Annotated in this window: 24 protein-coding genes and 6 tRNA genes; 4 read left to right on the top strand and 26 right to left on the bottom strand. The window is 56.8% G+C overall.

The window, feature by feature from the left end; translation table 11 throughout:
- Positions 1-100: 100 nt before the first annotated feature.
- Genes rplI through rpsF form a run of 4 tightly spaced genes read right to left on the bottom strand, consistent with a single transcriptional unit; the run spans position 101 to position 1,559 of the window.
- A complete protein-coding gene (gene rplI / locus J8Z22_RS19160) occupies positions 101-553 on the bottom strand; it encodes a 50S ribosomal protein L9 (protein ID WP_028114387.1) in 453 nt (150 codons plus the stop codon).
- Positions 554-595: 42 nt separating this feature from the next.
- Positions 596-823 (bottom strand): 30S ribosomal protein S18, encoded by a 228-nt coding sequence (rpsR, locus tag J8Z22_RS19165; protein WP_028109942.1) that lies wholly within the window; start codon positions 821-823, stop codon positions 596-598.
- Positions 824-834: 11 nt separating this feature from the next.
- Positions 835-1,143 (bottom strand): primosomal replication protein N, encoded by a 309-nt coding sequence (gene priB / locus J8Z22_RS19170; RefSeq protein ID WP_084144535.1) that lies wholly within the window; start codon positions 1,141-1,143, stop codon positions 835-837.
- Between the two features lie 5 nt (positions 1,144-1,148).
- Positions 1,149-1,559, bottom strand: coding sequence for a 30S ribosomal protein S6 (rpsF, locus tag J8Z22_RS19175; RefSeq protein WP_028114386.1), 411 nt, complete (start codon positions 1,557-1,559; stop codon positions 1,149-1,151).
- 298 nt (positions 1,560-1,857) lie between these two features.
- Here rpsF and J8Z22_RS19180 point away from each other — a divergent pair, with 298 nt between their 5' ends.
- The gene (locus J8Z22_RS19180) at positions 1,858-2,601 is read left to right on the top strand and encodes a YdiY family protein (protein ID WP_252007639.1); all 744 of its coding nucleotides are present in this window, start codon (positions 1,858-1,860) and stop codon (positions 2,599-2,601) included.
- A gap of 56 nt (positions 2,602-2,657) precedes the next feature.
- Here J8Z22_RS19180 and rlmB read toward each other — a convergent pair whose 3' ends face one another.
- The 22 genes from rlmB to orn all read right to left on the bottom strand — a co-directional run bounded on the left by rlmB (position 2,658) and on the right by orn (position 21,100).
- The gene (gene rlmB / locus J8Z22_RS19185; protein ID WP_028114384.1) at positions 2,658-3,395 is read right to left on the bottom strand and encodes a 23S rRNA (guanosine(2251)-2'-O)-methyltransferase RlmB; all 738 of its coding nucleotides are present in this window, start codon (positions 3,393-3,395) and stop codon (positions 2,658-2,660) included.
- Positions 3,395-5,851, bottom strand: coding sequence for a ribonuclease R (gene rnr, locus J8Z22_RS19190; RefSeq protein WP_252007642.1), 2,457 nt, complete (start codon positions 5,849-5,851; stop codon positions 3,395-3,397). The genes rlmB and rnr overlap by 1 nt, the downstream gene beginning before the upstream one ends.
- A 53-nt stretch (positions 5,852-5,904) precedes the next feature.
- Entirely contained in the window at positions 5,905-6,534 is a 630-nt protein-coding gene (locus J8Z22_RS19195) for a tetratricopeptide repeat protein (RefSeq protein ID WP_252007645.1), read from the bottom strand.
- 84 nt (positions 6,535-6,618) lie between these two features.
- Complete coding sequence (locus J8Z22_RS19200; protein WP_252007647.1) at positions 6,619-7,914, bottom strand: adenylosuccinate synthase; 1,296 nt, start codon at positions 7,912-7,914, stop codon at positions 6,619-6,621.
- Positions 7,915-7,977: 63 nt separating this feature from the next.
- Complete coding sequence (locus J8Z22_RS19205; RefSeq protein WP_028114381.1) at positions 7,978-8,169, bottom strand: DUF2065 domain-containing protein; 192 nt, start codon at positions 8,167-8,169, stop codon at positions 7,978-7,980.
- Positions 8,170-8,228: 59 nt separating this feature from the next.
- On the bottom strand, positions 8,229-9,113 hold the full coding sequence (gene hflC / locus J8Z22_RS19210) for a protease modulator HflC (RefSeq protein ID WP_028114380.1): 885 nt from the start codon (positions 9,111-9,113) through the stop codon (positions 8,229-8,231).
- Between the two features lie 3 nt (positions 9,114-9,116).
- Positions 9,117-10,238, bottom strand: coding sequence for an FtsH protease activity modulator HflK (gene hflK / locus J8Z22_RS19215; RefSeq protein WP_028114379.1), 1,122 nt, complete (start codon positions 10,236-10,238; stop codon positions 9,117-9,119).
- Between the two features lie 106 nt (positions 10,239-10,344).
- Positions 10,345-11,631, bottom strand: coding sequence for a ribosome rescue GTPase HflX (gene hflX / locus J8Z22_RS19220; protein ID WP_028114378.1), 1,287 nt, complete (start codon positions 11,629-11,631; stop codon positions 10,345-10,347).
- A gap of 17 nt (positions 11,632-11,648) precedes the next feature.
- On the bottom strand, positions 11,649-11,924 hold the full coding sequence (gene hfq / locus J8Z22_RS19225) for an RNA chaperone Hfq (protein ID WP_028114377.1): 276 nt from the start codon (positions 11,922-11,924) through the stop codon (positions 11,649-11,651).
- A gap of 95 nt (positions 11,925-12,019) precedes the next feature.
- Positions 12,020-12,946, bottom strand: coding sequence for a tRNA (adenosine(37)-N6)-dimethylallyltransferase MiaA (gene miaA / locus J8Z22_RS19230; RefSeq protein WP_028114376.1), 927 nt, complete (start codon positions 12,944-12,946; stop codon positions 12,020-12,022).
- Position 12,947: 1 nt separating this feature from the next.
- Positions 12,948-14,744, bottom strand: a complete 1,797-nt coding sequence (mutL, locus tag J8Z22_RS19235; protein WP_028114375.1) for a DNA mismatch repair endonuclease MutL — start codon at positions 14,742-14,744, stop codon at positions 12,948-12,950.
- An 8-nt stretch (positions 14,745-14,752) separates the two neighbouring features.
- Positions 14,753-16,081, bottom strand: a complete 1,329-nt coding sequence (locus tag J8Z22_RS19240; protein ID WP_252007649.1) for an N-acetylmuramoyl-L-alanine amidase — start codon at positions 16,079-16,081, stop codon at positions 14,753-14,755.
- A gap of 4 nt (positions 16,082-16,085) precedes the next feature.
- Positions 16,086-16,541 carry a tRNA (adenosine(37)-N6)-threonylcarbamoyltransferase complex ATPase subunit type 1 TsaE gene (tsaE, locus tag J8Z22_RS19245; RefSeq protein WP_028114373.1) on the bottom strand — a complete coding sequence of 152 codons (456 nt, stop codon included), beginning with the start codon at positions 16,539-16,541 and terminating at the stop codon, positions 16,086-16,088.
- Between the two features lie 6 nt (positions 16,542-16,547).
- Positions 16,548-18,044: an NAD(P)H-hydrate dehydratase gene (locus tag J8Z22_RS19250; RefSeq protein ID WP_252007651.1), complete on the bottom strand. Its 1,497-nt coding sequence runs from the start codon at positions 18,042-18,044 to the stop codon at positions 16,548-16,550.
- A gap of 163 nt (positions 18,045-18,207) precedes the next feature.
- Entirely contained in the window at positions 18,208-18,663 is a 456-nt protein-coding gene (locus J8Z22_RS19255) for a hypothetical protein (protein ID WP_028114371.1), read from the bottom strand.
- A 1,128-nt stretch (positions 18,664-19,791) separates the two neighbouring features.
- Positions 19,792-19,867 (bottom strand) — tRNA-Gly (locus J8Z22_RS19260).
- A 42-nt stretch (positions 19,868-19,909) separates the two neighbouring features.
- A tRNA-Gly gene (locus J8Z22_RS19265) sits at positions 19,910-19,985 on the bottom strand.
- Between the two features lie 41 nt (positions 19,986-20,026).
- A tRNA-Gly gene (locus J8Z22_RS19270) sits at positions 20,027-20,102 on the bottom strand.
- A 42-nt stretch (positions 20,103-20,144) separates the two neighbouring features.
- Positions 20,145-20,220 (bottom strand) — tRNA-Gly (locus J8Z22_RS19275).
- 41 nt (positions 20,221-20,261) lie between these two features.
- A tRNA-Gly gene (locus J8Z22_RS19280) sits at positions 20,262-20,337 on the bottom strand.
- Positions 20,338-20,379: 42 nt separating this feature from the next.
- Positions 20,380-20,455: transfer RNA gene (locus J8Z22_RS19285), tRNA-Gly, on the bottom strand.
- A 99-nt stretch (positions 20,456-20,554) separates the two neighbouring features.
- Positions 20,555-21,100, bottom strand: coding sequence for an oligoribonuclease (gene orn / locus J8Z22_RS19290; RefSeq protein ID WP_252007654.1), 546 nt, complete (start codon positions 21,098-21,100; stop codon positions 20,555-20,557).
- A gap of 120 nt (positions 21,101-21,220) precedes the next feature.
- Between orn and rsgA the strand changes: the two genes are divergently transcribed.
- Genes rsgA through J8Z22_RS19305 form a run of 3 tightly spaced genes read left to right on the top strand, consistent with a single transcriptional unit; the run spans position 21,221 to position 24,007 of the window.
- Positions 21,221-22,270: a small ribosomal subunit biogenesis GTPase RsgA gene (gene rsgA, locus J8Z22_RS19295; RefSeq protein WP_028111623.1), complete on the top strand. Its 1,050-nt coding sequence runs from the start codon at positions 21,221-21,223 to the stop codon at positions 22,268-22,270.
- A gap of 19 nt (positions 22,271-22,289) precedes the next feature.
- Positions 22,290-23,150: an archaetidylserine decarboxylase gene (gene asd / locus J8Z22_RS19300; protein WP_252010499.1), complete on the top strand. Its 861-nt coding sequence runs from the start codon at positions 22,290-22,292 to the stop codon at positions 23,148-23,150.
- The gene (locus J8Z22_RS19305) at positions 23,150-24,007 is read left to right on the top strand and encodes a DMT family transporter (protein ID WP_028111621.1); all 858 of its coding nucleotides are present in this window, start codon (positions 23,150-23,152) and stop codon (positions 24,005-24,007) included. The genes asd and J8Z22_RS19305 overlap by 1 nt, the downstream gene beginning before the upstream one ends.
- The last annotated feature ends 58 nt before the right edge of the window (positions 24,008-24,065 follow it).

Genomic DNA, 24,065 nt, shown 5'->3' on the forward strand with positions numbered 1-24,065 from the left:
TTGGTTGCCACTGCCGAGACTGGCATAAAAAAACACCGCCCTGAGGCGGTGTTTTTCTGCTCCGGTTTCCCGGATTAAGCGACCGGTGTCAGCTTAGTGATTACTCACCAGCAACAATGGTCAGCTTAACAGTAGCAGTCACTTCGTTGTGTACAGCAACAACGATGTCGTACTCGCCGGTGTTGCGCAGAGCGCCTTCGGACAGACGTACTTCAGACTTGGCTACTTCAACGCCGGCAGCGGTGATCGCGTCAGCAATGTCGCGAGTACCGATGGAACCGAACAGCTTGCCTTCGTCACCCGCTTTGGAAGCGATGGAAACGCCTTCCAGAGCAGCCAGCTTCTCAGCGCGAGCTTGAGCAGCAGCCAGCTTGTCAGCGATGTTCTTTTCCAGATCAGCGCGACGAGCTTCGAATTCAGCTACGTTAGCAGCGTTAGCGAATACTGCTTTGCCTTGTGGCAGCAGGTAGTTACGAGCGTAACCAGACTTAACGCTAACTTTGTCACCCAGACCGCCAAGCTTGGCAATCTTATCCAACAGAATAACTTCCATTACCTTTTCCTCTACTTAAAAGGGTTAACCTAATGCCTAAACTTAACCTTGCAGGTCAGTGTAAGGCAGCAGAGCCAGGTAACGAGCACGCTTGATAGCGCGAGCCAGCTGACGCTGGTACTTAGCGCTGGTGCCAGTGATACGGCTCGGTACGATTTTACCGCTTTCGGTAACGTAGTTTTTCAGAGTTGCTACGTCTTTGTAGTCAATCTCAGTAACACCATCTGCAGTGAAACGGCAGAATTTACGACGACGAAAATAACGTGCCATGTGGGCATCTCCTATGAAATAGGTTCAATTGAGTCAGCATGCAAAATCAGGCGGCTTTGGCCATTTCGGCTTTGTTGCCAGGCGAGAAACCCCGCGACCCTGATTGCATGGCCGGAATCCAGATTGTCCAGTAAAGGTTGTGATTGCTGACCGCTGACAACCACTTGAATCCGACAGTAAACGGGACGATTCAGTCCGGCTTCCTGCTGCATGGAGCGATGCTCCAGAATGAAATATCCGTGGGGAATTCCATTGATTCCAGTTGCCTTTTTCGGTGGCCGAAGGACAGTGCCCGTCAGCTCGAGGCGGTTAGTGTTCACAGCTCTTACTCGGCGCTGGCTTCCTCAGCAGCTGGAGCTGGAGCTGGCTGTGCTTCACGACGATCGTCACGACGATCATCACGCTCACGGCGCTCTTCCTTAGCTTTAGCCATTGGAGATGGCTCGGTAACAGCACCCTTGGTACGGATTACCATGCTACGGATAACGGCATCGTTGAAGCGGAAGTTGGTTTCCAGTTCAGCAACGGCTTCAGCAGTCGCTTCAGCGTTAACCAGCACGTAGTGTGCTTTGTGCAGCTTCTCAATTGGGTATGCCAGTTGACGGCGGCCCCAGTCTTCCAAGCGGTTTACAGAACCACCATCTTTAGTGATGGTAGCAGTGTAACGCTCGATCATGCCTGGAACCTGTTCACTCTGATCAGGGTGAACCATAAATACGATTTCGTAATGACGCATTATTGATCCTTACGGTTATTCAGCCTCTTTCAGGCTCAGCCATACCTGGAGGCAAGGAACAAAAGGGTTTCGGCTGATTAGCCGGCGCATATTACAGGATTCCCGCAGGGTGAGCAAGCGATTCTCACCGCCACTCTGGCTCCAGCCGGCTTGGCGCAGCGGCGGCAGAGAAATTCCCTCAGTTGATCGCCGTTTTGAATCGCTTTGAGGTAAGATAACGCCCTGCACCCTAAGCCCGCCACCTTGCCGGGACTGAGAAGAAATCAAACAAAAATACGCAGTGATAGCAGTAGGTATTATGAAACGATTGATGATGGTCGCCGTGCTGTTGTCTCCGTCGGTGTGGGCCTTGGTGCCACCGGAGTACAAAGAGCCTGAAGACAGATTGGACGCCGAAGTGGAGTTGGGGTTGCAGTACACCTCAGGCAACACCGAATCAAGCAACTTCAACAGCCGCGGTAAAATTGTTTACGATGCGGAAGCAGCCCGCCACGAAACCAATCTGCACGCCTACTTTGCCTCTGACAACCAGAGTACCACCGCCGAACAATACACGGTGCAGTACCAGCTGGATTACAAGCTCAAAGGAACCCAGTACGTCTATGGCCGGAGTGAATTGATCTGGGATCGATTCGGCTCCTTTACCCAGCAGCAGATCTACTCCTTCGGTTACGGTTACTCCCCCATTGATCATCGCCACACCAAGCTGTCGCTGGAAGCCGGTGCCGGTTACCGTTACAACAAACCCAATCTCAGCGACAGCGATACCGACAGCGACGGCTCTTCCACCGACGAAGGCATTGCCCGTTTCGCCGGCAAACTGGAACAGCGGTTGCACGAATACACCACCTTCAATGCCGAAGGTGCGGTGGAAACCGGTAACCGCAATACCATCGCCACCCTGAAACTGTCGATTCGGAATCAGTTATGGGCCGATCTGGCTCTAAAGATAGGCACCGACGTCAAATACACCGAAAAGGTGCCGGAAAACAGCGAGAAGACCGACATCATCTCCACCGTCAACCTGCTGTACAGCTTCTAATCCCCTCCAGGAACAAAAAAAGGCGCCAACGGCGCCTTTTTGCTGTGTCTTGAGAATCAACTCCGCCGCTGGCGCACCGCTTCGAACAAGCACACGCCGGTTGCCACCGACACATTGAGGCTGGTGACCACCCCGGCCATGGGAATGGAGATCAGCTCGTCACAGTGCTCCCGGGTCAGGCGGCGCATGCCTTTGCCTTCGGCGCCCATGGTCAACGCCAACGGGCCAGTTAACTTCGCCTGATACAAATCATGATCGGCCTCACCGGCAGTGCCGACGATCCACACCCCTCGCTCCTGCAACTCACGCATGGTGCGCGCCAGGTTGGTCACCTGAAACAGCGGCACGCTTTCGGCAGCGCCCACCGCCACTTTACGCACCACAGGACCGAGACTGGCGGAGCGATCCCGGGGCACGATCACACCGTGGACACCGGTGGCATCGGCGCTGCGCAGGCAGGCGCCGAGGTTGTGAGGGTCGGTCACACCGTCCAGAATCAGCAGCAGCGGCGTCTCCACCCCATTGAGCAGGGCATCCAGCTCCGCCTCGCCTTTCACCGGCGCCGCCTTGGCGGCGGCAACAACGCCCTGATGCTGAGGTGACTTGGCCTTATCATCCAGCGCCTTTCGAGCTGCGGGCTGACAACTGATGCCATGCTGCATCGCCAGTTGATGAATGCGCTGTAGACGATCGTCGTCACGCCCTTTAAGCATCCAAATGGACTTTACCCGTTCAGGCTCCGACGCCAGCAACGCCTCAACGGCGTGCAGGCCAAATACCATCTCTTGTTTCATTAACGATTTTTCCGCTTAGTACTGCTTTTACCCGCACTGCCGCGAGTCTCTGTTTTGTTGCCACCGCTCTTGGCACCGCCTTTGGCTGCCCCGGAGCGCGACTGTGAACCGCCACTGCGCTTGCCACCGCCACTTCGACCCGACTTGGGCTTGCCCTGTTTGGCTTTATAGGGCCCGTTGCTGTCCGCCGGCTTGCGGCCGGACTTGGGCTTACCTTTGCGGCCTTTGGACGGCTCCTGAACCAGACCCAGATCGATCTGACGATCGTCCAGCTTCACCGACATCACTTTCACCTCAACCGCATCGCCGAGGCGATAACGCTTGCCGCTGTGTTCGCCGTACAATCCCTGGCGCACCGCGTCAAAATGGAAATAATCGTTTTCCAGGCTGGAGATGTGCACCAGGCCGTCGATGTGGTATTGGTTCAGGCGTACAAACAGACCAAAACTGGTGACGCCGCTGATCACCGCCTCAAAGGTGTCACCGACGTGATCCTGCATGAACTCGCACTTGAGCCAATCCGACACATCCCGGGTCGCGTCATCGGCACGGCGCTCGGTCATGGAGCAGTGCTCACCCAACTCCACCAACTCCTGGGTGGTGTACAGCACACCGGCATCGTCCGCCTTGGTGGCGTCGCGATTCAGCAGGCTGCCAATGGCCCGTTTGAGCATGCCACCCTCACTGTCCTTGGCCAGCAAACCACGGATCACCCGATGCAAAATCAGGTCAGGGTAACGACGAATCGGCGAGGTGAAGTGGCTGTAACCCTGCAGTGCCAGACCAAAGTGACCTTCATCGTCTGGGCTGTACACCGCCTGTTTCATGGATCTCAGCACCATGGTGGTCACCAGCTCGGCATCGGCGCGGCCACTGAGCGAGGCCAACAGCTTGGCGATGTCGGTCGGCGAAGGCTCATCGCCACCACCGAGTTGCAGCCCCTGCTGACCGAGGAAATCGCGCAGCGATTTCAACTTAGCGTCACCCGGTCCTTCGTGAACCCGGTACAGCACTTCGCCCTTTTGCTTCTTCACGAACCGGGCCGAAGCGACGTTGGCCAGAATCATGCACTCTTCAATCATCTTGTGCGCCACATTGCGCTCACGGGGCACAATCTGCTCGATGCGTCGCTGGCTGTTGAAGATAAATTGGGTCTCGGTGGTCTCCAGCACCAGGGCGCCACGCTTAAGGCGGGCGCCGTCCAGAGCCGCGTACAACTTGTGCAGTTGCTGCAGGTGCGGGAACACCGACTGATAACGCTCGATCAGTCGCTTATCCCCATCCAGCATGGCCGCCACCTTGGTGTAGGTCAGCCGGGCATGGGAATGCATTACTGCCGGGTAGAATTTGTAGCCAGACAGGTTGCCGGAAGCCGATACCGTCATTTCGCACACCATGCACAGACGATCAACCCCCGGGTTGAGGGAACAGAGGCCGTTGGAGAGCTTCTCCGGCAGCATCGGAATCACCTGGGCCGGGAAATACACCGAGTTGCCCCGCTTCAGGGCCTCGTCGTTCAGCGGCGTTCCTGGGCGCACATAGTGACTGACGTCGGCAATGGCCACCCACAGGCGCCAACCGCCGCTCTTCTTCTTCTCGCAGTAAACGGCGTCATCGAAGTCGCGGGCGTCTTCGCCGTCGATGGTCACCAGTGGCAGCTGTCGCAAGTCCACCCGGCCCTGCTTATCGGCCTCGGTCACCTCGTCGTCGATTTGCGCCACCTGATCCAGCACCGCCTGAGGGAACTGGTGTGGCAGATCGTGATTGCGCAGGGCGATCTCGATCTCCATGCCCGGATCCATCTCGTCTCCCAGCACCTCGGTTATCTTGCCCTTGGCGTGGGTATGTCGTCCCGGTCTCTGGGTCAGCTCAACGTTCACCACCTGTCCCAAGCGGGCGCCCAGTCGCTGCTCTGCCGGGATCAGAATGTCCTGGCTGATGCGGCGATCGTCCGGCACCACGAAGCCGATGCCATCTTCGGTGAAATAGCGGCCAATGATGTTGGCGCTGCGGGGCTCGAGGACCCGCACAATTCGGGCTTCCTGACGGCCGCGGCGATCGTGTCGATCCCCCTGGGCCATCACCCGATCGCCATGCAGTACACTCTGCATGGTGCGTTCGGTCAGGAACATGTCCTTACCGGCACCGTCGTCGGGGCGGAAGAAACCAAAGCCATCGCGATGCCCCAGTACGGTGCCGGTGAGCAGATCCATCTTCTCCGGAATGCCATAGCGCCCTTTACGGGTGTACACCAGCTGACCATCGCGCTCCATGGCGCGCAGGCGACGCATCAGGGCCACGTACTGGTCCCCTTCCAGGCCCAGCTGTTCAGCCAGCTCATCGCGACCAATCAAGCCACGACCGTCGGCGATCAACTGCAGCAGATACTCCCGGCTGGGAATCGGATTTTCGTACTTTTCAGCCTCCCGCTGAAAATGGGGATCTTGATTACTCAATAGTGATTTACTCGATAGATAAAAATGGGGTTACCGGAAAAGTATACTGACTCTCAGCGATACTTATCCTGAAATTTTTGGCTGGCTTCGATGGCTTCCACCTCCCGGTTGGGAATAAAGCGGGCCAGTTGGCTCAGCAGCTCATCGGCCGTAGCCTGGTCTTCGTCGTGCTCATACACCTCTTCAAACAGCCACCGATACGCCTGCGGGTAGTCCCGCGGCGCACCGTAGCCTTGAAGGTACATTCGCACTAAATCAAAACGGGCACGTAAATGCCCTTGCTCAGAGGCCAGCTTGTAGTAGTGCACCGCCAGCTCTTGGTTCACCAGGGTGAACTTGCCGATGCGATAGTAACGTCCCAACTGCTCCAGGGCGTCAGGCAATCCGGACTCCGAAGCAGTCTCGAGGTAATAGAACCCCTCTTTGACGTTTTTGTCGACACAGACGCCGTACATCAGCATGTCGGCCCACAGCATCTGATAGGCGGGCTCTTTTAGGATCTTGGCATGAGCCTGTACGTCTTCCACCAACTGGCAATCGTCACGGCGCATCTGCATCAGATGGGTATTGTCGCGAATCATCTGCAACAGTGCGTCCTGAGAGTACAGTTCCACCACCTGCAATTCCGACTGGGCAGGGGCAATCATCAGCAATGTTGTCAACAGCAGATAAATGCGCTTCATACTCTAACGTATCGACCAAACCGGGAAAAACTAAAGTCCACCATAGCATAACGGGGCCAGAAGGCCCCGTTTTACACTCAATGATTAGGCGAAAGGATTTCGCAAAATCATGGTCTCAACCCGGTCGGGGCCGGTCGAGATGATGTCCACCGGCACTTCGAGCAACGCTTCGATGCGGGCGATGTAATCCAGTGCTGCCTGAGGCAGTTTGTCGTGCTCGACCACACCAAAGGTGTTGTCGCTCCAGCCCGGCATGCTTTCGTATACCGGAACCGCGTGTTCGTAGTCTTCCGCCGCCAGAGGTGGCACGTCGACAATGCGACCATCGGCCATCTTGTAGCCGGTGCACAGCTTCAACTCTTGCAGACCATCCAGCACGTCCAACTTAGTCAGACACAAGCCAGTAATGCCGTTGATCTGAACCGCGCGGCGCATGGCCACGATGTCCAACCAACCGGTGCGGCGCTGGCGACCGGTAGTGGCACCGAACTCATGCCCTTTCTCACCCAGATGGGTGCCAACGGCATCGTCCAGTTCGGTCGGGAACGGACCGCCACCGACGCGGGTCGCGTAGGCTTTCACAATACCCAGAACGTAATCGATGCGGTTCGGGCCAAAGCCGGAACCGGTAGACACGCCACCGGCGGTGGTGTTGGAGGAGGTCACGTACGGGTAAGTACCATGGTCGATGTCCAGCAAGGTGCCCTGGGCGCCTTCGAACAGAATCGGCTCACCGGCTTTACGGGCCTTGTCCAGCAGATCGGTGACATCCACCACCATGCTCTTCAGCAGCTCGGCAACGGACATCGCCTGTTCATACACGGTATCGAAGTCCACCGGCTCAGCCTTGTGGTACTCCACCAGCATGAAGTTGTGGTACGCCAGTACCTCTTTCAGCTTCTCAGCAAAACGCTCAGCATCGAACAGATCACCAACGCGCAATGCACGACGGGCAACCTTGTCTTCGTATGCCGGGCCAATACCACGACCGGTGGTACCAATGGCCTTGTTGCCGCGAGCCGCCTCTCGGGCCTGGTCCACGGCGATGTGGTACGGCAAAATCAGCGGGCACGCTTCGGAGATCAGCAGTCGCTCTTCCACCGGAACGCCACGCTCTTTGAGCATGGTCAGCTCAGTCATCAGTGCTTCTGGGGACAGCACCACACCGTTACCGATGATGCACTTTACATTGTCACGAAGAATGCCTGATGGAATAAGGTGGAGTACGGTCTTGTCGCCGTTGATCACCAGAGTGTGACCAGCGTTATGGCCGCCTTGATAACGCACCACATAGGAAGATTTATCGGTAAGCAGGTCTACGACCTTGCCCTTGCCTTCGTCACCCCACTGGGTGCCAAGAACAACAACATTTTTACTCATTATGAATACAGAGGTAGGTGGTTAAAGCAGGATTCTACCAGAACAAAATGCTCAAAACAGCAGCTATCTGGAAAAAATATACAGAATTACCCCACCAATTGTGACCAGTACCCCCCCTAACCGACGCAACAACTGATCCGGTTGCCGGCTCATCTCGGTGACCATTTTACGCCATTGTTCCGGCAACAGCATGGGCCCAATACCCTCTAAAACCAATACCATACCAAGGGCAATCAGCCAGCTCTGGGTGCTCATTTTCGTCCGCTCCATACAAAAAGCCCGGCGGTTGCCGGGCTTTAATTTAAGCAATACTATTATTGCGGTTTAGTGGTGCTCTTCATGTACTGGAAGAACTCCGAGTCTGGCGACACCACCAACACGTCCTGCTTGCTGTTAAAGGACTTCGAGTAAGCATCCAGGCTGCGCAGGAAGGAGAAAAACTCCGGCGCCTTGGTATAAGCGTCGGCGTAGATCTTGGCTGCCTGTGCGTCCCCTTGGCCTCGAATGGTCCGCGCATTTTTCTCTGCCTCAGCCACCATCACGGTCACCTTAGCGTCGATATTCGCCCGCAGTACTTCGGCCTTTTCCTTACCCTGGGAGCGGTGCTCCTTGGCAACGGCGATACGCTCGGCGCGCATACGATCGTAGATGGAAGAGCTGACCTCACGAGGCAGGTTTATCTGCTTCACCCGCACGTCTACCACCTTGATGCCCAGCTCCAGCGCACTTTCGGCCGCGCCTTTCAGGGCTTCCTGCTGCAACTCATCGCGGCTGCCGGAAACGATTTCGGAGATGGTTCGAGTACCAAATTCACTGCGAAGGCCGTTGTTGATCTTACTTTGCAGCAGGGCTTCCGCCTGCAACTGGTTACCGCCTGAGGTAGACAGGAAGTAGCGCTCAAAGTCGGTAATTCGCCACTTAACGTAGGAATCCACCATCAGATCTTTCTTCTCCGAGGTCACAAAACGATCCGCCGGGGCATCCAGCGTCAGGATACGAGCATTGAGGCGAATCACGGTGTCGATACCCGGTACCTTGAAGTGGATACCAGGCTCATACACCAGAGTCACACCGTCGGCGTCTTTGGCAATCTTACCAAAGCGTTTAACGATGCCACGCTCGCCTTCGCTGACCACAAACAGTGAGGACAGGCCCAGGAACAGAATGACGACAATGACGCCAATAGAAATGGGTTTCATGACTTAATTCCTCCCCTGGCGCACGCTGTCGCTGCGAACATTACGGCGGTTGTTAAAATTGTTGCTCGGCAGCGAACTGCTGTCGTTCATCTGCGGTGCCGCGGCTCGATTCGGAGCCTGACCTGCGCTTTGACCAACAATTTTATCCAGCGGCAGGTAGAACATGGAGCCATTGCCTTCGGTATCCACCATCACTTTAGAGGTGCTGCCGTAGACTTTTTCCATGGTCTCCAGGTAGAGACGATCACGGGTGACGTCTGGGGCCGCCTGATACTGAGGCAGCAACTGAACGAAGCGGGCGACTTCACCTTCCGCTTCCAGGGTGACCCGGTCGCGATAGGCGTTGGCTTCCTGTTCCATCCGTTGCACCTGACCGCGGGCACGAGGCTCGATTTCACGGGCATAGGCTTCCGCCTCACGAACGAAACGCTCTTCATCCTCCTGGGCCGAGATGGCATCATCAAAGGCGTCTTTCACCTCTTCCGGCGGACGCGCCGGCAACAGGTTGACGTCCACCACCTGGATGCCCAGACCATAAGGTTCGATGATCCCCTCCAGCTCTGCACGAGTATCCTGACGGACCTGCTCACGACCGGTAGTCAGAATGTCATCCATCACGGTGTGGCCGATGACGTAGCGCAGGGCGCTGTCCATCGCCTCATTCAGAGACTCATCGGGATTGGTGACGTTAAACAGATAGGCGCGAGGATCCACGACCCGGTACTGCACCTTCATCTCGACGGCGACCACGTTTTCATCCATGGTCAGCATCATGCCGGACGCAGGCAGTTCACGAATGTTGTTGATGTTCACCGGGTACACCTGATCCACAAAGGTGGCTTTCCAGTGCAGGCCGGGCTCTCTCAACTCGTAAAACTCACCGAACCGAAGCACGACGCCGCGCTCCGCTTCCTCAATCTTGTAGATGCCCGACAGGAACCAGGTGATGGCCGCCAACACCAGCACACCCAATATCATGCCGGCGCTGACACCACCGCCTTTTCCGCCGCCAAAGCGGCCAGACAGCTTGCGGAACACCTGATCCAGGTCCGGTGGCCCCTGATCGTTGCCACCCCGGTTCCCCCATGGGTCTTTACCCTTATTTCCAGGCTCATTCCAGGCCATGTAGTACTCCGTTTTAACGTATCGGATGAGTTAATGGGGCCCCTGAACAGTCCCGCCAGGGCATCCCCTCCGATGATAAGAGGTTTAACGCTAATTTATCAGGCAATTAGTGGATGATAAAGTCGCTTAACCTTCCCTGAGACGCTTTTAATTGCCGAAGCCACTCCGGCTCGGGCAGAACAATCTTCATCAGGCAGTTGCCTTCGTCATCATATTGACTGCTTTTCACCGCGCTGAGTTCAAAAAACACGTTTACCCAACGTTGTTGCGACGGCGGCAGTTTTAATGATAGTTCAACTATTTGCCGACCGAGTAAGTCCGACAAGGCGCGGAACAACTGCGGTTGGCCGCGGTTCTCCTGGGCCGACACCCACACTCGAATCGGTCTACCGCTATCGTCCCGGTCGATTCTGGGTTCGGCATCGTCCAGCAGATCCACTTTGTTGTAAACCAGCAGCTGTGGTATCTCATCGGCATCGATCTCCTTGAGAACCTTCTGCACCTCTTCGATGTTCTCTCCGGCCCGTTCATCGCTGGCGTCGACCACATGCAGCAGCAAATCCGCCTGACGGGTTTCCTGCAGTGTGGCCTTAAAGGCCGCCACCAGATCATGGGGAAGATGCCGAATGAACCCCACGGTGTCAGCCAGGATCGTCGGACCAACCTCATCGATTTCAATCCGCCGTAAAGTCGGATCCAGGGTGGCAAACAGCTGATCCGCAGCATACACCCCGGAATCTGTCACCAGGTTGAACAGGGTCGACTTACCGGCGTTGGTGTAACCCACCAGAGACACCGTCGGTATCTCTCGACGCTGGCGGGAACGACGCCCCTGCTCTCGCTGCTTCTCGACCTTCTCCAGACGACGAAGGATGGTTTTTATACGTTCACGCAGCAAACGCCGATCGGTTTCCAGCTGAGTTTCACCCGGCCCGCGCAGGCCGATGCCGCCCTTTTGACGTTCCAGGTGGGTCCAGCCACGGATCAGCCGGGTCGAGAGGTGCCGCAACTGCGCCAGCTCAACCTGCAATTTACCTTCGTGAGTTCGTGCCCGCTGGGCAAAAATATCCAGGATCAGACCGGTACGGTCTAATACCCGGCATTGGAAAATGGCTTCAAGGTTACGTTCCTGGGCCGGGGACAAGGCATGGTTGAAGATGACCACGTCCGCCTGCTCCGCCTGGACCAGTGCCGCAATCTCTTCCGCCTTGCCGGCGCCACAGAAGTATTTGGGGTGTGGGGAGGAACGAGCGCCAGTAACGACTCCGCAGGCACTCACGCCTGCGGATGACACCAGTAGGTGCAGCTCTTCCAGATCTTCGCGTTCCCCTTCTCGGGAAAAGTTCAGATGTACCAGTACAGCCCTTTCGCCTGCCTCATACCGCTCAAACAAGCAGACTCTCCTAGCTGTTAGTCTTGATTTCCGTGATCCTGCTGGTTGTATCCACCCTGCTGACTGCCTTGTTGTGCATTATTCATGTTGAATGGACGACCAGGAACCACGGTTGAAATGGCGTGCTTATAAACCATCTGACTGACGGTGTTCTTCAGCAAAATAACAAACTGATCAAAACTTTCGATCTGCCCCTGAAGCTTAATGCCATTCACCAGATAGATGGATACTGGTACCCGTTCACGACGCAATGCATTCAGGAACGGGTCTTGTAAGGATTGCCCCTTAGCCATAATGATTCCTTAACTAAAATATTCTAATTGCTTTTAAAAACCAGCCTGCAAGCAACATCTAACTGAGCTTGTTGGTAGTTATAGCCTATGTAAAGTTAGATGGCGAGCCTTTGTAACATATTATCTACATTACCTGTATTTTCAGAGAGTAACCACTGCAAATCGGGCCAACTCCGCAACCAGGTAATCTGTCTTTTCGCTAGCTGTCTGGTAGCAGCAATGCCCTTTGCGGTCATTCCTTCATAGTCATCTTCACCAGCCAGAAAAGACCACATCTGGCGATATCCAACGCATCGGATTGACGGCAAATTGGGGTGTAAATCCCCTCTTCGGAACAAACGGAGCACTTCCTGCTCAAAACCCGCATCTAACATCATTGCAAATCGGCGTTCGATACGCTGATGCAATTGCTGTCGCTGTTCCGGTGCAATGGCAAACTGACTGACCAGATAAGGTAAAGGCTCACTCTTTCTTTTTGTCAGCTCTGTCAGAGTTTCACCACTGATTCTATAGACTTCCAGAGCCCGCGACAATCGTTGTGGATCGTTAGGGTGGATTCTCTCAGCCGATATCGGGTCAATTTCTGACAATTGCCGGTGCAAATCACCCCAGCCCAGTTCCAACGCCTCGGATTCTATCTGTTTCCGCACCTTCGGATCCGCCGATGGCAAGGGCGACAACCCCTCCAGCAAGGCTTTGTAATACAGCATGGTGCCCCCAACCAGCAGGGGAATGCGACCGGCGGCGGTGATCGCCGCCATCTCCCGCAACGCATCGAGGCGGAAATCCGCCGCCGAGTAAGCGTCGGCCGGATCCAGAATGTCAATCAACCGATGGGGCGCGCGAGCCAACTCCTCGGCGGTGGGCTTGGCAGTACCAATGTCCATGCCGGTATAGATCATCGCCGAATCAACACTGATGATGTCGCAAGGCAGGCGCTGACACAGCTCCATGGCCAAATCGGTCTTCCCCGATGCCGTCGGCCCCATCAGGAAGATCGCCGGTGGCAAGACGTTACTCATATTACTGCTCCAGGGCCGTACGCCAATTCAGCGTCACGGCCTGTGTCTGTATCAATAGGGTGATTCGCTCCGGCGCGCTGCGCTGCAGCTGCTGCCAGACATCGGCGGCGGCGGCAGAGAAATCACCGTGGTCGGCCAGCCAGGCCGTCATCGCTTCCGGCTCCGGTGCCCCGCCCTGTGGGCAGGACAACAGCCACTGCAACAATTCTGGCACGATTTGAGCCAGATTGGCTTGCCGCAACACCGAGGGAACTTTACGGATAATCAGCCGCTGCTTCTGTTCCGCCAGCTCAAACCCCAGTCGCTTCAACAGCCCTTGCTGCTGCCGAAGCACCGGCTCCCAGTCGGGCAGGCGCGCCACACTGACCGGCAGCAGCAAAGGTTGACTGACCAACCCTTGAGGCAGGCGATCCAGCAACTGCTGTTGCCCCCCACAGCGCAACAAGGCGACGAGGGGCAGCAATCTTAGTTGATCGCCCTTGCCGATCAAAGCGTGAGTCTCATCCAACTGCGTCAGCCAATGCCAGTCTGCCTCGACAGAATCACGCCCTGACGGAGTCACCTCGGCGGCCTGCATTAGATCGCCGTAATTAGTGACCGCCTCGACTCTCGGCCGTGGCTGCAGAGGCGGCGGCGTATAGGCGGCCGCCGGTTCTCGAGACTGTCCCGGCTGTGAGTGCACCGCACTGCGGGCCACAGCGGTCGACCCGGCGACGGGCGCCGGAGTCGAATGGGACGAGACGGTCAGCGGGGCCGGTTGGAATGGCGCCGGTTCGCCATCGACGCCGGTCGCCTTGGCGCCCGCCAACTGGCTGACGGCATCGCTGAGACCCTGCAGAATGAAGTCGTGCACATAGCGGGCCTGATGAAAGCGAACCTCGTGCTTGGCCGGATGAACATTGACGTCCACCTCCTGGGGCGGAAGGTCCAAGTGCAGCACATAGCCGGCGTCACTGTTCTGGCCATGCATCTCCAGCGCCTGGCGCAGGGCATGGTTGACCAACCGGTCCCGAACCACTCGGCCATTAACATAGAAATACTGCACGTCACTAAAGCCCTGATGACCATCGCCGATGGCCAGGCATCCATGCAGCTGCAGCTGCTCATTGCCGGTGGACAGGGTCACCGCCGCTTCCGCAAACCGATGGCTGCAGATCGCGCCCAGTCGCTGCTGATGCTGCTTGTCGGTGCGGGCTGCACGGTACTGACGCACCAGCTTGCCATTATGGCTGAGGGTAAAATGGATCGTCGGCTTAGCCAGGGCGATGCGCCGCAACTGCTCATCGATGTGGTTAAACTCGGTTTTATCCGCCCGCAGGAAACGTCGTCTGGCCGGGGTATTGAAAAACAGGTCCTCCACCAACACCGTGGTGCCGACCGGGTGGGCGGCGGGTTGCACCTTGACCGCCATCTCCTGACCTTCAGCATAGGCCTGCCAGGCTTCAGACTGCGCCTGAGTTTTGGAGGTTAGGGTCAGCCGCGAAACCGAACTGATGGACGCCAGGGCTTCACCCCGAAAGCCGAAGCTCAGAATCGACTCCAGATCCTCCAGACTGGCCACCTTGGACGTGGCATGGCGAGACAGCGCCAGTGCCAACTCCTGCTTATCGATGCCCAGGCCGTTGTCGCGAACCAGAATCCGCTTGCTGCCGCCCCGCTCTATCTCCACGTCGACTCGACTGGCGCCGGCATCCAGGCAATTCTCAACCAACTCCTTGACCACCGAGGCGGGGCGTTCCACCACCTCGCCGGCGGCAATCTGGTTAGCCAGCTGCGCCGGTAATATCTGAATCGTCATTGGCGGTCCTATAGGCGAGGAATGGTGAGTTTCTGTCCCACCTGCAAGGTGTCGGTCTTTAACCGGTTCGCCTGACGGATGGCACTGACACTGACCTGATAACGCTGGGCTATCCGCGACAGGGATTCACCTCGGCTGACGGTGTGCTGCCGGGTTTGGGCCAACAAGGCGTCTCGGGGGGGATTGTCAGAGAAGTAGGTCTTCACCGTCTGATAGATGGCGTCGGACATCTTGTTCTGATAACTGCTACTGCGAAGCTTTTTCTCCTCCCTGGGGTTAGAGATAAAGCCGGTCTCAATCAGCAGACTGGGAAAATCCGGTGATTTCAGAACCGCCAGGCTGGCGTGCTGAGGCGTTTTCTTGTGCAGCTTGGCAATTCGTCCTAAACGACGAAGCATCTTCTCGGCAATGGCCTGGCTTTCGACCATGGAGTTCTCCCTGGCCAGGTCCAAAAAGGTGCGTTGCAGATGAGGATCATCGCCACCGGAGGCGGAGATCACCTCACCGATCCCCCGTAACTCCGACAGCTTATCGTCTTTCTCCAGCCAACGACCCATCTCGGAATTGGCGCGGCGTTTGGACAGAATCCACACCGACGCCCCCTGAGGCTGAGGCGAGGTGAAGGCATCCGCGTGGATGGACAGCAACAGATCCGCTTTCTTTTCCCGGGCCAGTTCGGAACGCCGGTCCAGCGACACAAAGTAGTCGCCACTGCGCACCATAAACGCTTCGAAGCCGGGCGTCTTATTGATCTTATCCCGCAACTTGCGGGCGATGGGCAGCACCACGTTTTTCTCGTAAGTGCCGGAGGGGCCAATGGAGCCGGGATCCTTGCCGCCATGGCCAGCGTCAATGGCGATCACCACATTTCGTCCCGGGGTCGATGACGAGGCCGGCTTCGACTTGGCTTTGGCCGAGGGCGCGGCCCCCGCCAGCAGATCAATCACCAACCGGTGCCCATAGTTGCCCTTAGGCCCAAGTTTGAACACCTTGTAGGAGGACGCCTGCTTCAGATCCAATACCAGGCGCAAGGTGCCTTTTTCCGGCGGCGTACTGACCCGAATCCGCTTCAGCTGTTTCGAGTCGGCCTTGACCGAGGACAACTTGGTTTTCAGCGTGCTGCTGCGAAGATCCACCACTAGACGTTCAGGATCGCTGAGTCGAAAGGCACCGTAACTGGGGGCCGCCGACAGATCCAGCACCACTCGAGTGCGCTCCTTGTCGGGCCATACCCGGATCTTATCCACCGTGGTGGCCTGCGCCGCCATGGGCAGCATCAGTACTGACAGCAACAACCCCATCAGGGTGGTCGCCTTGAATCCCCAAAACTTTATCATCGATTTAAAGCTGTTCCAGTATGGCCTCGCCCTTGGTGGAATGGCTACTGAGAGTCACGCATCGCCCTTCACCCTGATAGCTTAGGGTAATGGTAAGATCCGCCGGGGGCAATACACCCTGCCCTTTACTCGGCCACTCTACCAGACACAGGGACTGGTCACTGAAATAATCCCGAATCCCCATAAATTCAAGCTCTTCTGGATCGGCCAACCGATACAGGTCGAAGTGGTAGACACTGATTTCATCCAGCTCATAGGGCTCAACCAGGGTATAGGTCGGGCTTTTTACATGGCCTTGATGCCCCAGTCCCTGCACCAGCGCCCGAGACAAGGTGGTTTTTCCGGCCCCCAGTTCGCCTTCGAGGTGAATCACCAGGGGCGGCCGCACGATGGCCGCCAAAGCCGTCCCCAGCTCGAGAGTCTGGGTTTCGCTCTGCAGATTCAGAGTTTTGTCGCTCATAAATTGTCAGTCTTCAGGGTTTACCAATTGCCTAATATAAGGCATCAGATCCGATGCCAGCATGCCTCGCTGTCCCCCTTCGGCTGCCATGTCCGCCGCTTCGCCATGCAGGCATACGCCACATGCCGCCGCATCCAGAAGAGACAGGCCCTGGGCCAGCAAGGAGGCGATTATACCAGACAAAACGTCACCGCTGCCTCCTGTGGCCAACCCGGGGTTGCCCACCGGCGCCACCAGCATGGTTTCTCCATCAAAGATCAGGGTTCCCGGGCCTTTCAAGACCACCACACCGCCGTACTTTTTCTGCAGATCCCGCACCGCCTTGAACCGATCCCGCTGCACGTCGGCGTTGTCGACACCCAGCAACCGCGCCGCTTCTCCAGGATGCGGAGTCAGCACCCAGTCCTCGCGGCGGCAGGGGTTTTTCGCCAGGATATTCAGGGCATCGGCGTCCATGACCAGCGGACGCTCGGCGTTTTGAGCCACCCGCCACATATGGAATGCCCAGTCGCCGCTGCCCAGACCCGGGCCACACAGCACCACTTGGCCCCAACCCACACGCTGATACACCTCCATATCGGCGATGTCGCTGCCCCACAGCATCAACTCCGGACGACCGGCCTGAATCAAGGGCAGGTTTTCATAGCGACTGATGATGCTCACCAGCCCGGCACCGCTGCGCAGCGCCGCTTCCGATGCCAGGCGTACCGCACCGGGCATGCCATGGTTGCCACCGATCACCGCAATGCGACCATGGTGGCCCTTGTGAGAGTCTGCCTGCCGCGGCTTGAGGTGATGACGATAGTCCTGATAGCTGATCTTCATCGCATCCGGACGTACCTGGCTGGCCAGGGCGCTGCCAATCACCAGCGGCACCAACTGAATGTCGCCGCAACAACTGGCGGCCGCTCCGGTCAACAGACCCAATTTAACGCCGACGAAGGTCACGGTCAGATCGGCACTGACGACATCGTCACCGGCAAAGCCGTTGTCACCGTTGAGGCCGGAAGGCAGATCCAGACTCATGACCCGGGCCGGCGCCTCGTTGATGGCGGCAATCATCCGCGTAAAGTCGCTGCGAAGCTCCCCTTCAAAACCGGTTCCCAGCAAGCCATCGACAATGTGGCTGACTCCCGCCAGGCGGCCTGGCTCGGCATTCTCAATATGACCACCGGCGTCCAGATACTGCTGCTGAGCGATCTTGGCGTCCCCTTTCAGCGGCCGCTCCGGCTGCATCTGCAGCACCCGTACCTGCAACCCGTCTTTTAAGGCACTTCGGGCCAGCACATAAGCGTCACCGGCATTATTGCCACGACCACAGACCACCGCCAGCGATACCGCCTCGGGCCAGCGCTGATGAAATGCCTGCCATGCCTGTTGGCCCGCCTCCTCCATCAAGGACCACATCAACACCCCGTGTTGCTTGGCCAGCAAGGGTTCCCACCGGCGCACGGTGGCGCCGGAAAACAGCGTCGCAGGTAATTCGGCCGTCGCTTTTCGCATAGTGTTTTATCCCGTCTCCCTTCCACATACAGAAACGGCCAGGAAATCCCGGCCGTTTTCATTGCAGTCACACAGTGTGTGATCTAAATCAGCTCATCGTTATTGATAGGTAACCTATCCTCACACAAGCCGCTAGCCCTATCGGGCCTTGTTTTGATCGGTATCAAATATCATCCATGCGCAGGGTGCTGTGAACGAATCGTTGCTGACGAATGCGCTCTGCCTGAAGTACCGACTCCAAAGCCTGACGAGTCTCCTGATGCTCGGACTGCTCCAGGGCCAGGTGCAGCAGCGCCAGCACCTTGTTGTCCAACTCCAGCGCCAGATTCATGACATCATGCTCATCCACGCCGGCATTCAAGGTTACGGCGGTGCACTCTGCCACGATGTCATCATAGTCCAAACGCTTAAACCAGGTATCCAACACTCCCTGAGGGGCATCATCGATGTATTCGCTTACCTTGTCGGCCACCTCGATCTGATGGTTTTTCAGGTAATCCAAGAGCAGTTTTACCCGTGATGAATCCGCCTGATTATTCAGCCGTTCATACAGCTTGCTCATGGCCATACGGCATTCAACCACGTACTCGAGAAGCTCTCGCATCTGTTTGAAGCGCATAAAATCTCTCCGCAAATTCAAGCGTTTGATAGTAGGTATAGCGCCATTATGGTGACTTTGTAAAAAAGATATTTTGAAGAAAGTCACCCTTTAATGATCTTTGATCACATTCGCTATTACGACCACCGTGAGCCGGCTCTCCTTCTGAATAAAATAATAAAAACAGATACCTGCATTCCCTCTTCGATGAGCTCTGTCGACGCCCTCCAGATCAACAACGTCACTGCAAATGCCCTGAGCAGACGAAGAACCCGCTTCAAAATCAAAAACATACCCATTCACTTCGATGGGACTGCCACGGGCGGAGCGGCGTTCACATTCGTCGACATTGATGACATCAACCCAACCCGACATAAACGGTGAATGTGCCGTGACCCAAGAGGTGCCGTCTCCACCGCAGAGAGTGTGACCTCAACCCCCTGGCAAGGTGGCGCTTTGCCCGCTGAGCCACAACGCAAAAAGGCCACCCCGTTTGCAGTGGCCTCATGGTATTGGCAGCGACACACGAGGTGCCGTCTCCACCATAGAGAGTGTGACCTCAACCCCCTGGCAAGGTGGCGCTCTGCCCGCTGAGCCACAACGCAAAAAGGCCACCCCGTTTGCAGTGGCCTCATCGTATTGGAGCGACACGCGAGGTTCCGTCTCCACCATAGAGAGGGTGACCTCAACCCCCTGGCAAGGTGGCGCTCTGCCCGCTGAGCCACAAAGCAAAAAGGCCACCCCGTTTGCAGTGGCCTCATGGTATTGGCAGCGACACACGAGGTGCCGTCTCCACCATAGAGAGTGTGACCTCAACCCCCTGGCAAGGTGGCGCTCTGCCCGCTGAGCCACAACGCAAAAAGGCCACCCCGTTTGCAGTGGCCTCATCGTATTGGAGCGACACACGAGGTTCCGTCTCCACCGCAGAGAGTGTGACCTCAACCCCCTGGCAAGGTGGCGCTTTGCCCGCTGAGCCACAACGCAAAAAGGCCACCCCGTTTGGAGTGGCCTTTTCTAAATTTGGAGCGACACACGAGGTTCCGTCTCCACCATAGAGAGTGTGACCTCAACCCCCTGGCAAGGTGGCGCTTTGCCCGCTGAGCCACAACGCAAAAAGGCCACCCCGTTTGGAGTGGCCTTTTCTAAATTTGGAGCGACACACGAGGTTCGAACTCGTGACCTCAACCTTGGCAAGGTTGCGCTCTACCAGCTGAGCTAGTGTCGCAGATCCAATCAACTTTTTAGCCTGCTGATTTCGCAGAAAATTTGGAGCGACACACGAGGTTCGAACTCGTGACCTCAACCTTGGCAAGGTTGCGCTCTACCAGCTGAGCTAGTGTCGCCTCACAATTAACTTTTTAGCCTGCTGATTTCGCAGAAAATTTGGAGCGACACACGAGGTTCGAACTCGTGACCTCAACCTTGGCAAGGTTGCGCTCTACCAGCTGAGCTAGTGTCGCAGATCCAGTTAACTTTTTAGCCTGCTGATTTCGCAGAAAATTTGGAGCGACACACGAGGTTCGAACTCGTGACCTCAACCTTGGCAAGGTTGCGCTCTACCAGCTGAGCTAGTGTCGCCTCACAATTAACTTTTTAGCCTGCTGATTTCGCAGAAAATTTGGAGCGACACACGAGGTTCGAACTCGTGACCTCAACCTTGGCAAGGTTGCGCTCTACCAGCTGAGCTAGTGTCGCAGATCCAGTTAACTTTTTAGCCTGCTGATTTCGCAGAAAATTTGGAGCGACACACGAGGTTCGAACTCGTGACCTCAACCTTGGCAAGGTTGCGCTCTACCAGCTGAGCTAGTGTCGCCTCACTTTTTGTTTCCTCACTTGCGTCAGGAAACGAGGGCGCATTATAAGCGAAAATCGCCACGCTGCAACCCCCGACAAATAAATTTGGTTTAAGTGGTCAAATTTTAAAAACTTCGCTTCGATAATAAGCCAACTCGGCAATGGATTCACGAATGTCATCCAACGCCAGGTGGGTTCCCTGCTTAGTGAAGCCCTTCAACACCTCCGGTTTCCAGCGGCGCGTCAACTCCTTCACCGTGCTGACATCCAGGTAGCGATAATGGAAATACTGTTCCAGCAACGGCATATAGCGATACAGGAAACGGCGATCCTGGCCGACGCTGTTGCCACAGATGGGGGACACGCCTGCCGGTACCCATTGCTGCAGAAACTCGAGGGTCTGACGCTCCGCCTCTTCAACGGTAATGGAGCTCTGCTGCACCCGCTTGGTCAGACCGCTATTGCCATGAGTGTCGGTACACCATTGATCCATCTTCGCCAATTCAGAGTCCGGCTGATGAATGGCGATCACCGGGCCCTCCGCCAGCACATTCAATTGAGCATCGGTCACTATGGTGGCTATCTCAATGATGCAATGCTGCTCCGGATCCAGTCCGGTCATCTCAAGGTCGATCCAGATCAGATTACTCGGGTCCGATGACATAGGCTATTTACCTCAATTCCAGTATTTTTGATGCTATTAGTAGTATGATACCCGTTTTACTTCACCCTCGGCCAACTTAGTGAGATCACGACTCTGGCGTGAGCAAGGTTAAAAATACGCGTGAGCAAAGGCAAAAAGAAACTGACAAAAGGGCAGATTCGCCGGGTTAGGGCGAATCAGCAAAAGCGACTGAAGCGACAGGAACCGGAGTGGGACAGCGACCAGCTGGGCACCCAGATGATCGGCCGGGTCATCAGCCGCTATGGCCAGCATGCCGATATCGAAGCCGAAGATGGCACGGTTCACCGCTGTAACCTGCGCCGAACCATCACCAGCCTGGTGACCGGTGATGAGGTTGAGTGGCGCCAGGGCAAGGAGCACCTGCAGGGGATCAGTGGTGTGGTTGAAGCGGTTCACCCCCGCCGCACCGCCCTGACCCGGCCGGATTACTACGACGGTGTTAAAGTGGTGGCCGCCAACATCGATCAGATCTACATCGTCTCTTCGGTGCGCCCGGATCTGTCCAGCCAGATCATCGATCGCTACCTGGTGGCTGCCGAAGACACCGGCATTCCACCGGTACTGGTGCTCAATAAGATCGATCTGTTGGACGACGCCGGCCGGCAAGAGGTGGATCAGGTACTGGCGCCGTATCGGGCGATCGGTTATCCGATCTTTCTGCTCTCCAGCCACACCGGCGAAGGCGTAGAGGCATTCCGGGAACAACTGAAAGACACCGTCAGCATTTTTGTTGGCCAGTCCGGAGTAGGAAAATCCTCCCTAATCAATGCGTTGATGCCGGAAACCGAACTGGATGTGGGTGAAATCTCAGAGGTCAGCGGCCTGGGCCAGCACACCACCACCACCGCCAAACTGATCCACTTCCCCGGTGGTGGCGATCTCATCGACTCGCCGGGAGTTCGGGAATTTGCCCTGTGGCACCTGGACACCGAGCGGGTGACCTGGGGCTTTAAAGAGTTTCGAGAATGGATGGGCAGCTGTCGCTTTCGAGACTGTAAGCACCAAAATGATCCTGGCTGCGCCTTGCAACAGGCCGTAGAACAAGGAAAAATCAGTCAACAGCGATTCAGTAATTACCACAGAATCATTGAGACCATGGCCACCGATCGCCCCACGCGTCAAAGCAGCGATCCCCTGGACCGAAAATAACAAAGGAACTACCGTGTCTCTGGACAAATTGAAAGTAAACCTCCAGTACATTCTGCCAAAGCACGCCGTATCAAGGCTGGTGGGCAGCTTTGCCGCCTCCGAAGCCGGCCCGCTGACTCAGGCATTCATTAACTGGTTCATCAAGCGCTACAACATCAACATGGATGAAGCGCTTCACAGCGACCCCAAGGCGTTCAAAACCTTTAATGACTTCTTTACCCGGGAGTTGAAGCCCGGACTTAGACCGATTGCCGAAGGCGATAAGGTCGTTGTCCAGCCCGTAGACGGCGCCGTCAGCCAGGCTGGTCCCATCGAGGGCGGCCGCCTGTTCCAGGCCAAGGGCCACGATTACAGCCTGCAAACCCTGCTGGCCGGCACCAGTGAAGACGAAGCCAAGTTCCACGACGGCCAGTTCACCACCGTGTACCTGTCGCCCACCGACTACCATCGCATTCACATGCCGATGACCGGCACCTTGCGCAAGATGATCTACGTGCCAGGCGATCTGTTTTCGGTCAACCCGCTGACCACCGCCCACGTCCCTGGGTTGTTTGCCCGTAATGAGCGGGTGGTTACCATCTTTGATACCGACCACGGTCCCATGGCCATGGTGCTGGTGGGCGCCACCATCGTGGCCAGCATTGAAACGGTCTGGGCTGGCACCGTTACGCCCCCTACCGGCCCCCATGTGTTCAGCTGGGACTATCCGGCCGAGGGTGACAACGCCATCGCGCTCAACAAAGGTGATGAACTCGGACGCTTCAAACTGGGCAGCACCATCATCGCCCTGTTTGGCAAAGAGATGCTGGCGCAGTTCGACGACGACTTCGAACCCGGAGCCACCACTCGACTGGGGCAGCCCATGGCCACCCTGCGTTAATGACGCCCCTGCTGCAACTGCACCTGGCGGTGCTGCTGTTCGGCGGCACCGCCCTGTTTTCCAATCTATTACCACTTCCCGCCACCGACATTACGGCGTTTCGAGCGGCCATCGCCTCGGTGGTACTGAGCCTGTTCGTCAGCCGACGCCGTGGCCACCTCAAACTGCGACAATGGCAGGACTACGGCATCGTCATTGGCCTGGGCGTCATCGTCGGCCTGCATTGGGTGACCTATTTTGCCGCCATGCAGTTCTCCAATGTGGCCATCGGCATGATCGCCTTTTTCACCTACCCGGTGATGACCGTCATCGCCGAACCCTTGCTCAATCGCCAGCGCATTCACCGTCGCGACCTGCTCAGCGGTGTGGTGGTGCTGGCGGGCATCGCCTTGTTGATCCCCGCCCCGTCTCTGGACAACGACGTCACCACCGGGGTATTGCTGGGTACGGTTTCGGCGGCGCTGTTTACCGCCCGCAACCTGCTGCAAAAACGCTATTTCAGCGGCTATGACGGCCCCACGACCATGGCCTATCAGACCGGCGTAGCGGCACTGATGCTGCTGCCCTTTGTCAGTCAGCAGCCGCTGTCACTGCCCGGCGGCGATCTGGGGCTGTTGCTGTTACTGGCGGTAGTGTTTACCGCCTTACCCCACGCCCTGATGTCTCAATCCCTTCGCCATCTGAGCGCCAAAACCGTTGGCTTGGTCGGCTGCCTGCAACCGCTGTATGGCGTCTCCCTGGCGGCGCTGCTGCTGGCCCAGTGGCCCAACTGGCAGACCCTGCTCGGTGGCACGCTGGTGGTCTGCACCGCACTCTTGGAAACCCATCTGCAAAGCACGGCCAAGAATCAAAAATAGGCGCAAAATCAGTATTCACACCCGTCGTTGTCGGCTACCATTGGGGCAGCCCTTACAG

This window comes from Ferrimonas sp. SCSIO 43195 (assembly GCF_023716685.1).
Classification (GTDB): domain Bacteria; phylum Pseudomonadota; class Gammaproteobacteria; order Enterobacterales; family Shewanellaceae; genus Ferrimonas; species Ferrimonas kyonanensis.

Coding starts and splice junctions, on each gene's coding strand:
- rplI (WP_028114387.1), bottom strand. CDS start 553: ATGGAAGTTATTCTGTTGGATAAGATTGCCAAGCTTGGCGGTCTGGGT.
- rpsR (WP_028109942.1), bottom strand. CDS start 823: ATGGCACGTTATTTTCGTCGTCGTAAATTCTGCCGTTTCACTGCAGAT.
- rpsF (WP_028114386.1), bottom strand. CDS start 1,559: ATGCGTCATTACGAAATCGTATTTATGGTTCACCCTGATCAGAGTGAA.
- J8Z22_RS19180 (WP_252007639.1), top strand. CDS start 1,858: ATGAAACGATTGATGATGGTCGCCGTGCTGTTGTCTCCGTCGGTGTGG.
- rlmB (WP_028114384.1), bottom strand. CDS start 3,395: ATGAAACAAGAGATGGTATTTGGCCTGCACGCCGTTGAGGCGTTGCTG.
- J8Z22_RS19195 (WP_252007645.1), bottom strand. CDS start 6,534: ATGAAGCGCATTTATCTGCTGTTGACAACATTGCTGATGATTGCCCCT.
- J8Z22_RS19200 (WP_252007647.1), bottom strand. CDS start 7,914: ATGAGTAAAAATGTTGTTGTTCTTGGCACCCAGTGGGGTGACGAAGGC.
- J8Z22_RS19205 (WP_028114381.1), bottom strand. CDS start 8,169: ATGAGCACCCAGAGCTGGCTGATTGCCCTTGGTATGGTATTGGTTTTA.
- hflC (WP_028114380.1), bottom strand. CDS start 9,113: ATGAAACCCATTTCTATTGGCGTCATTGTCGTCATTCTGTTCCTGGGC.
- hflK (WP_028114379.1), bottom strand. CDS start 10,238: ATGGCCTGGAATGAGCCTGGAAATAAGGGTAAAGACCCATGGGGGAAC.
- hfq (WP_028114377.1), bottom strand. CDS start 11,924: ATGGCTAAGGGGCAATCCTTACAAGACCCGTTCCTGAATGCATTGCGT.
- miaA (WP_028114376.1), bottom strand. CDS start 12,946: ATGAGTAACGTCTTGCCACCGGCGATCTTCCTGATGGGGCCGACGGCA.
- mutL (WP_028114375.1), bottom strand. CDS start 14,744: ATGACGATTCAGATATTACCGGCGCAGCTGGCTAACCAGATTGCCGCC.
- J8Z22_RS19240 (WP_252007649.1), bottom strand. CDS start 16,081: ATGATAAAGTTTTGGGGATTCAAGGCGACCACCCTGATGGGGTTGTTG.
- tsaE (WP_028114373.1), bottom strand. CDS start 16,541: ATGAGCGACAAAACTCTGAATCTGCAGAGCGAAACCCAGACTCTCGAG.
- J8Z22_RS19250 (WP_252007651.1), bottom strand. CDS start 18,044: ATGCGAAAAGCGACGGCCGAATTACCTGCGACGCTGTTTTCCGGCGCC.
- J8Z22_RS19255 (WP_028114371.1), bottom strand. CDS start 18,663: ATGCGCTTCAAACAGATGCGAGAGCTTCTCGAGTACGTGGTTGAATGC.
- orn (WP_252007654.1), bottom strand. CDS start 21,100: ATGTCATCGGACCCGAGTAATCTGATCTGGATCGACCTTGAGATGACC.
- J8Z22_RS19305 (WP_028111621.1), top strand. CDS start 23,150: ATGACGCCCCTGCTGCAACTGCACCTGGCGGTGCTGCTGTTCGGCGGC.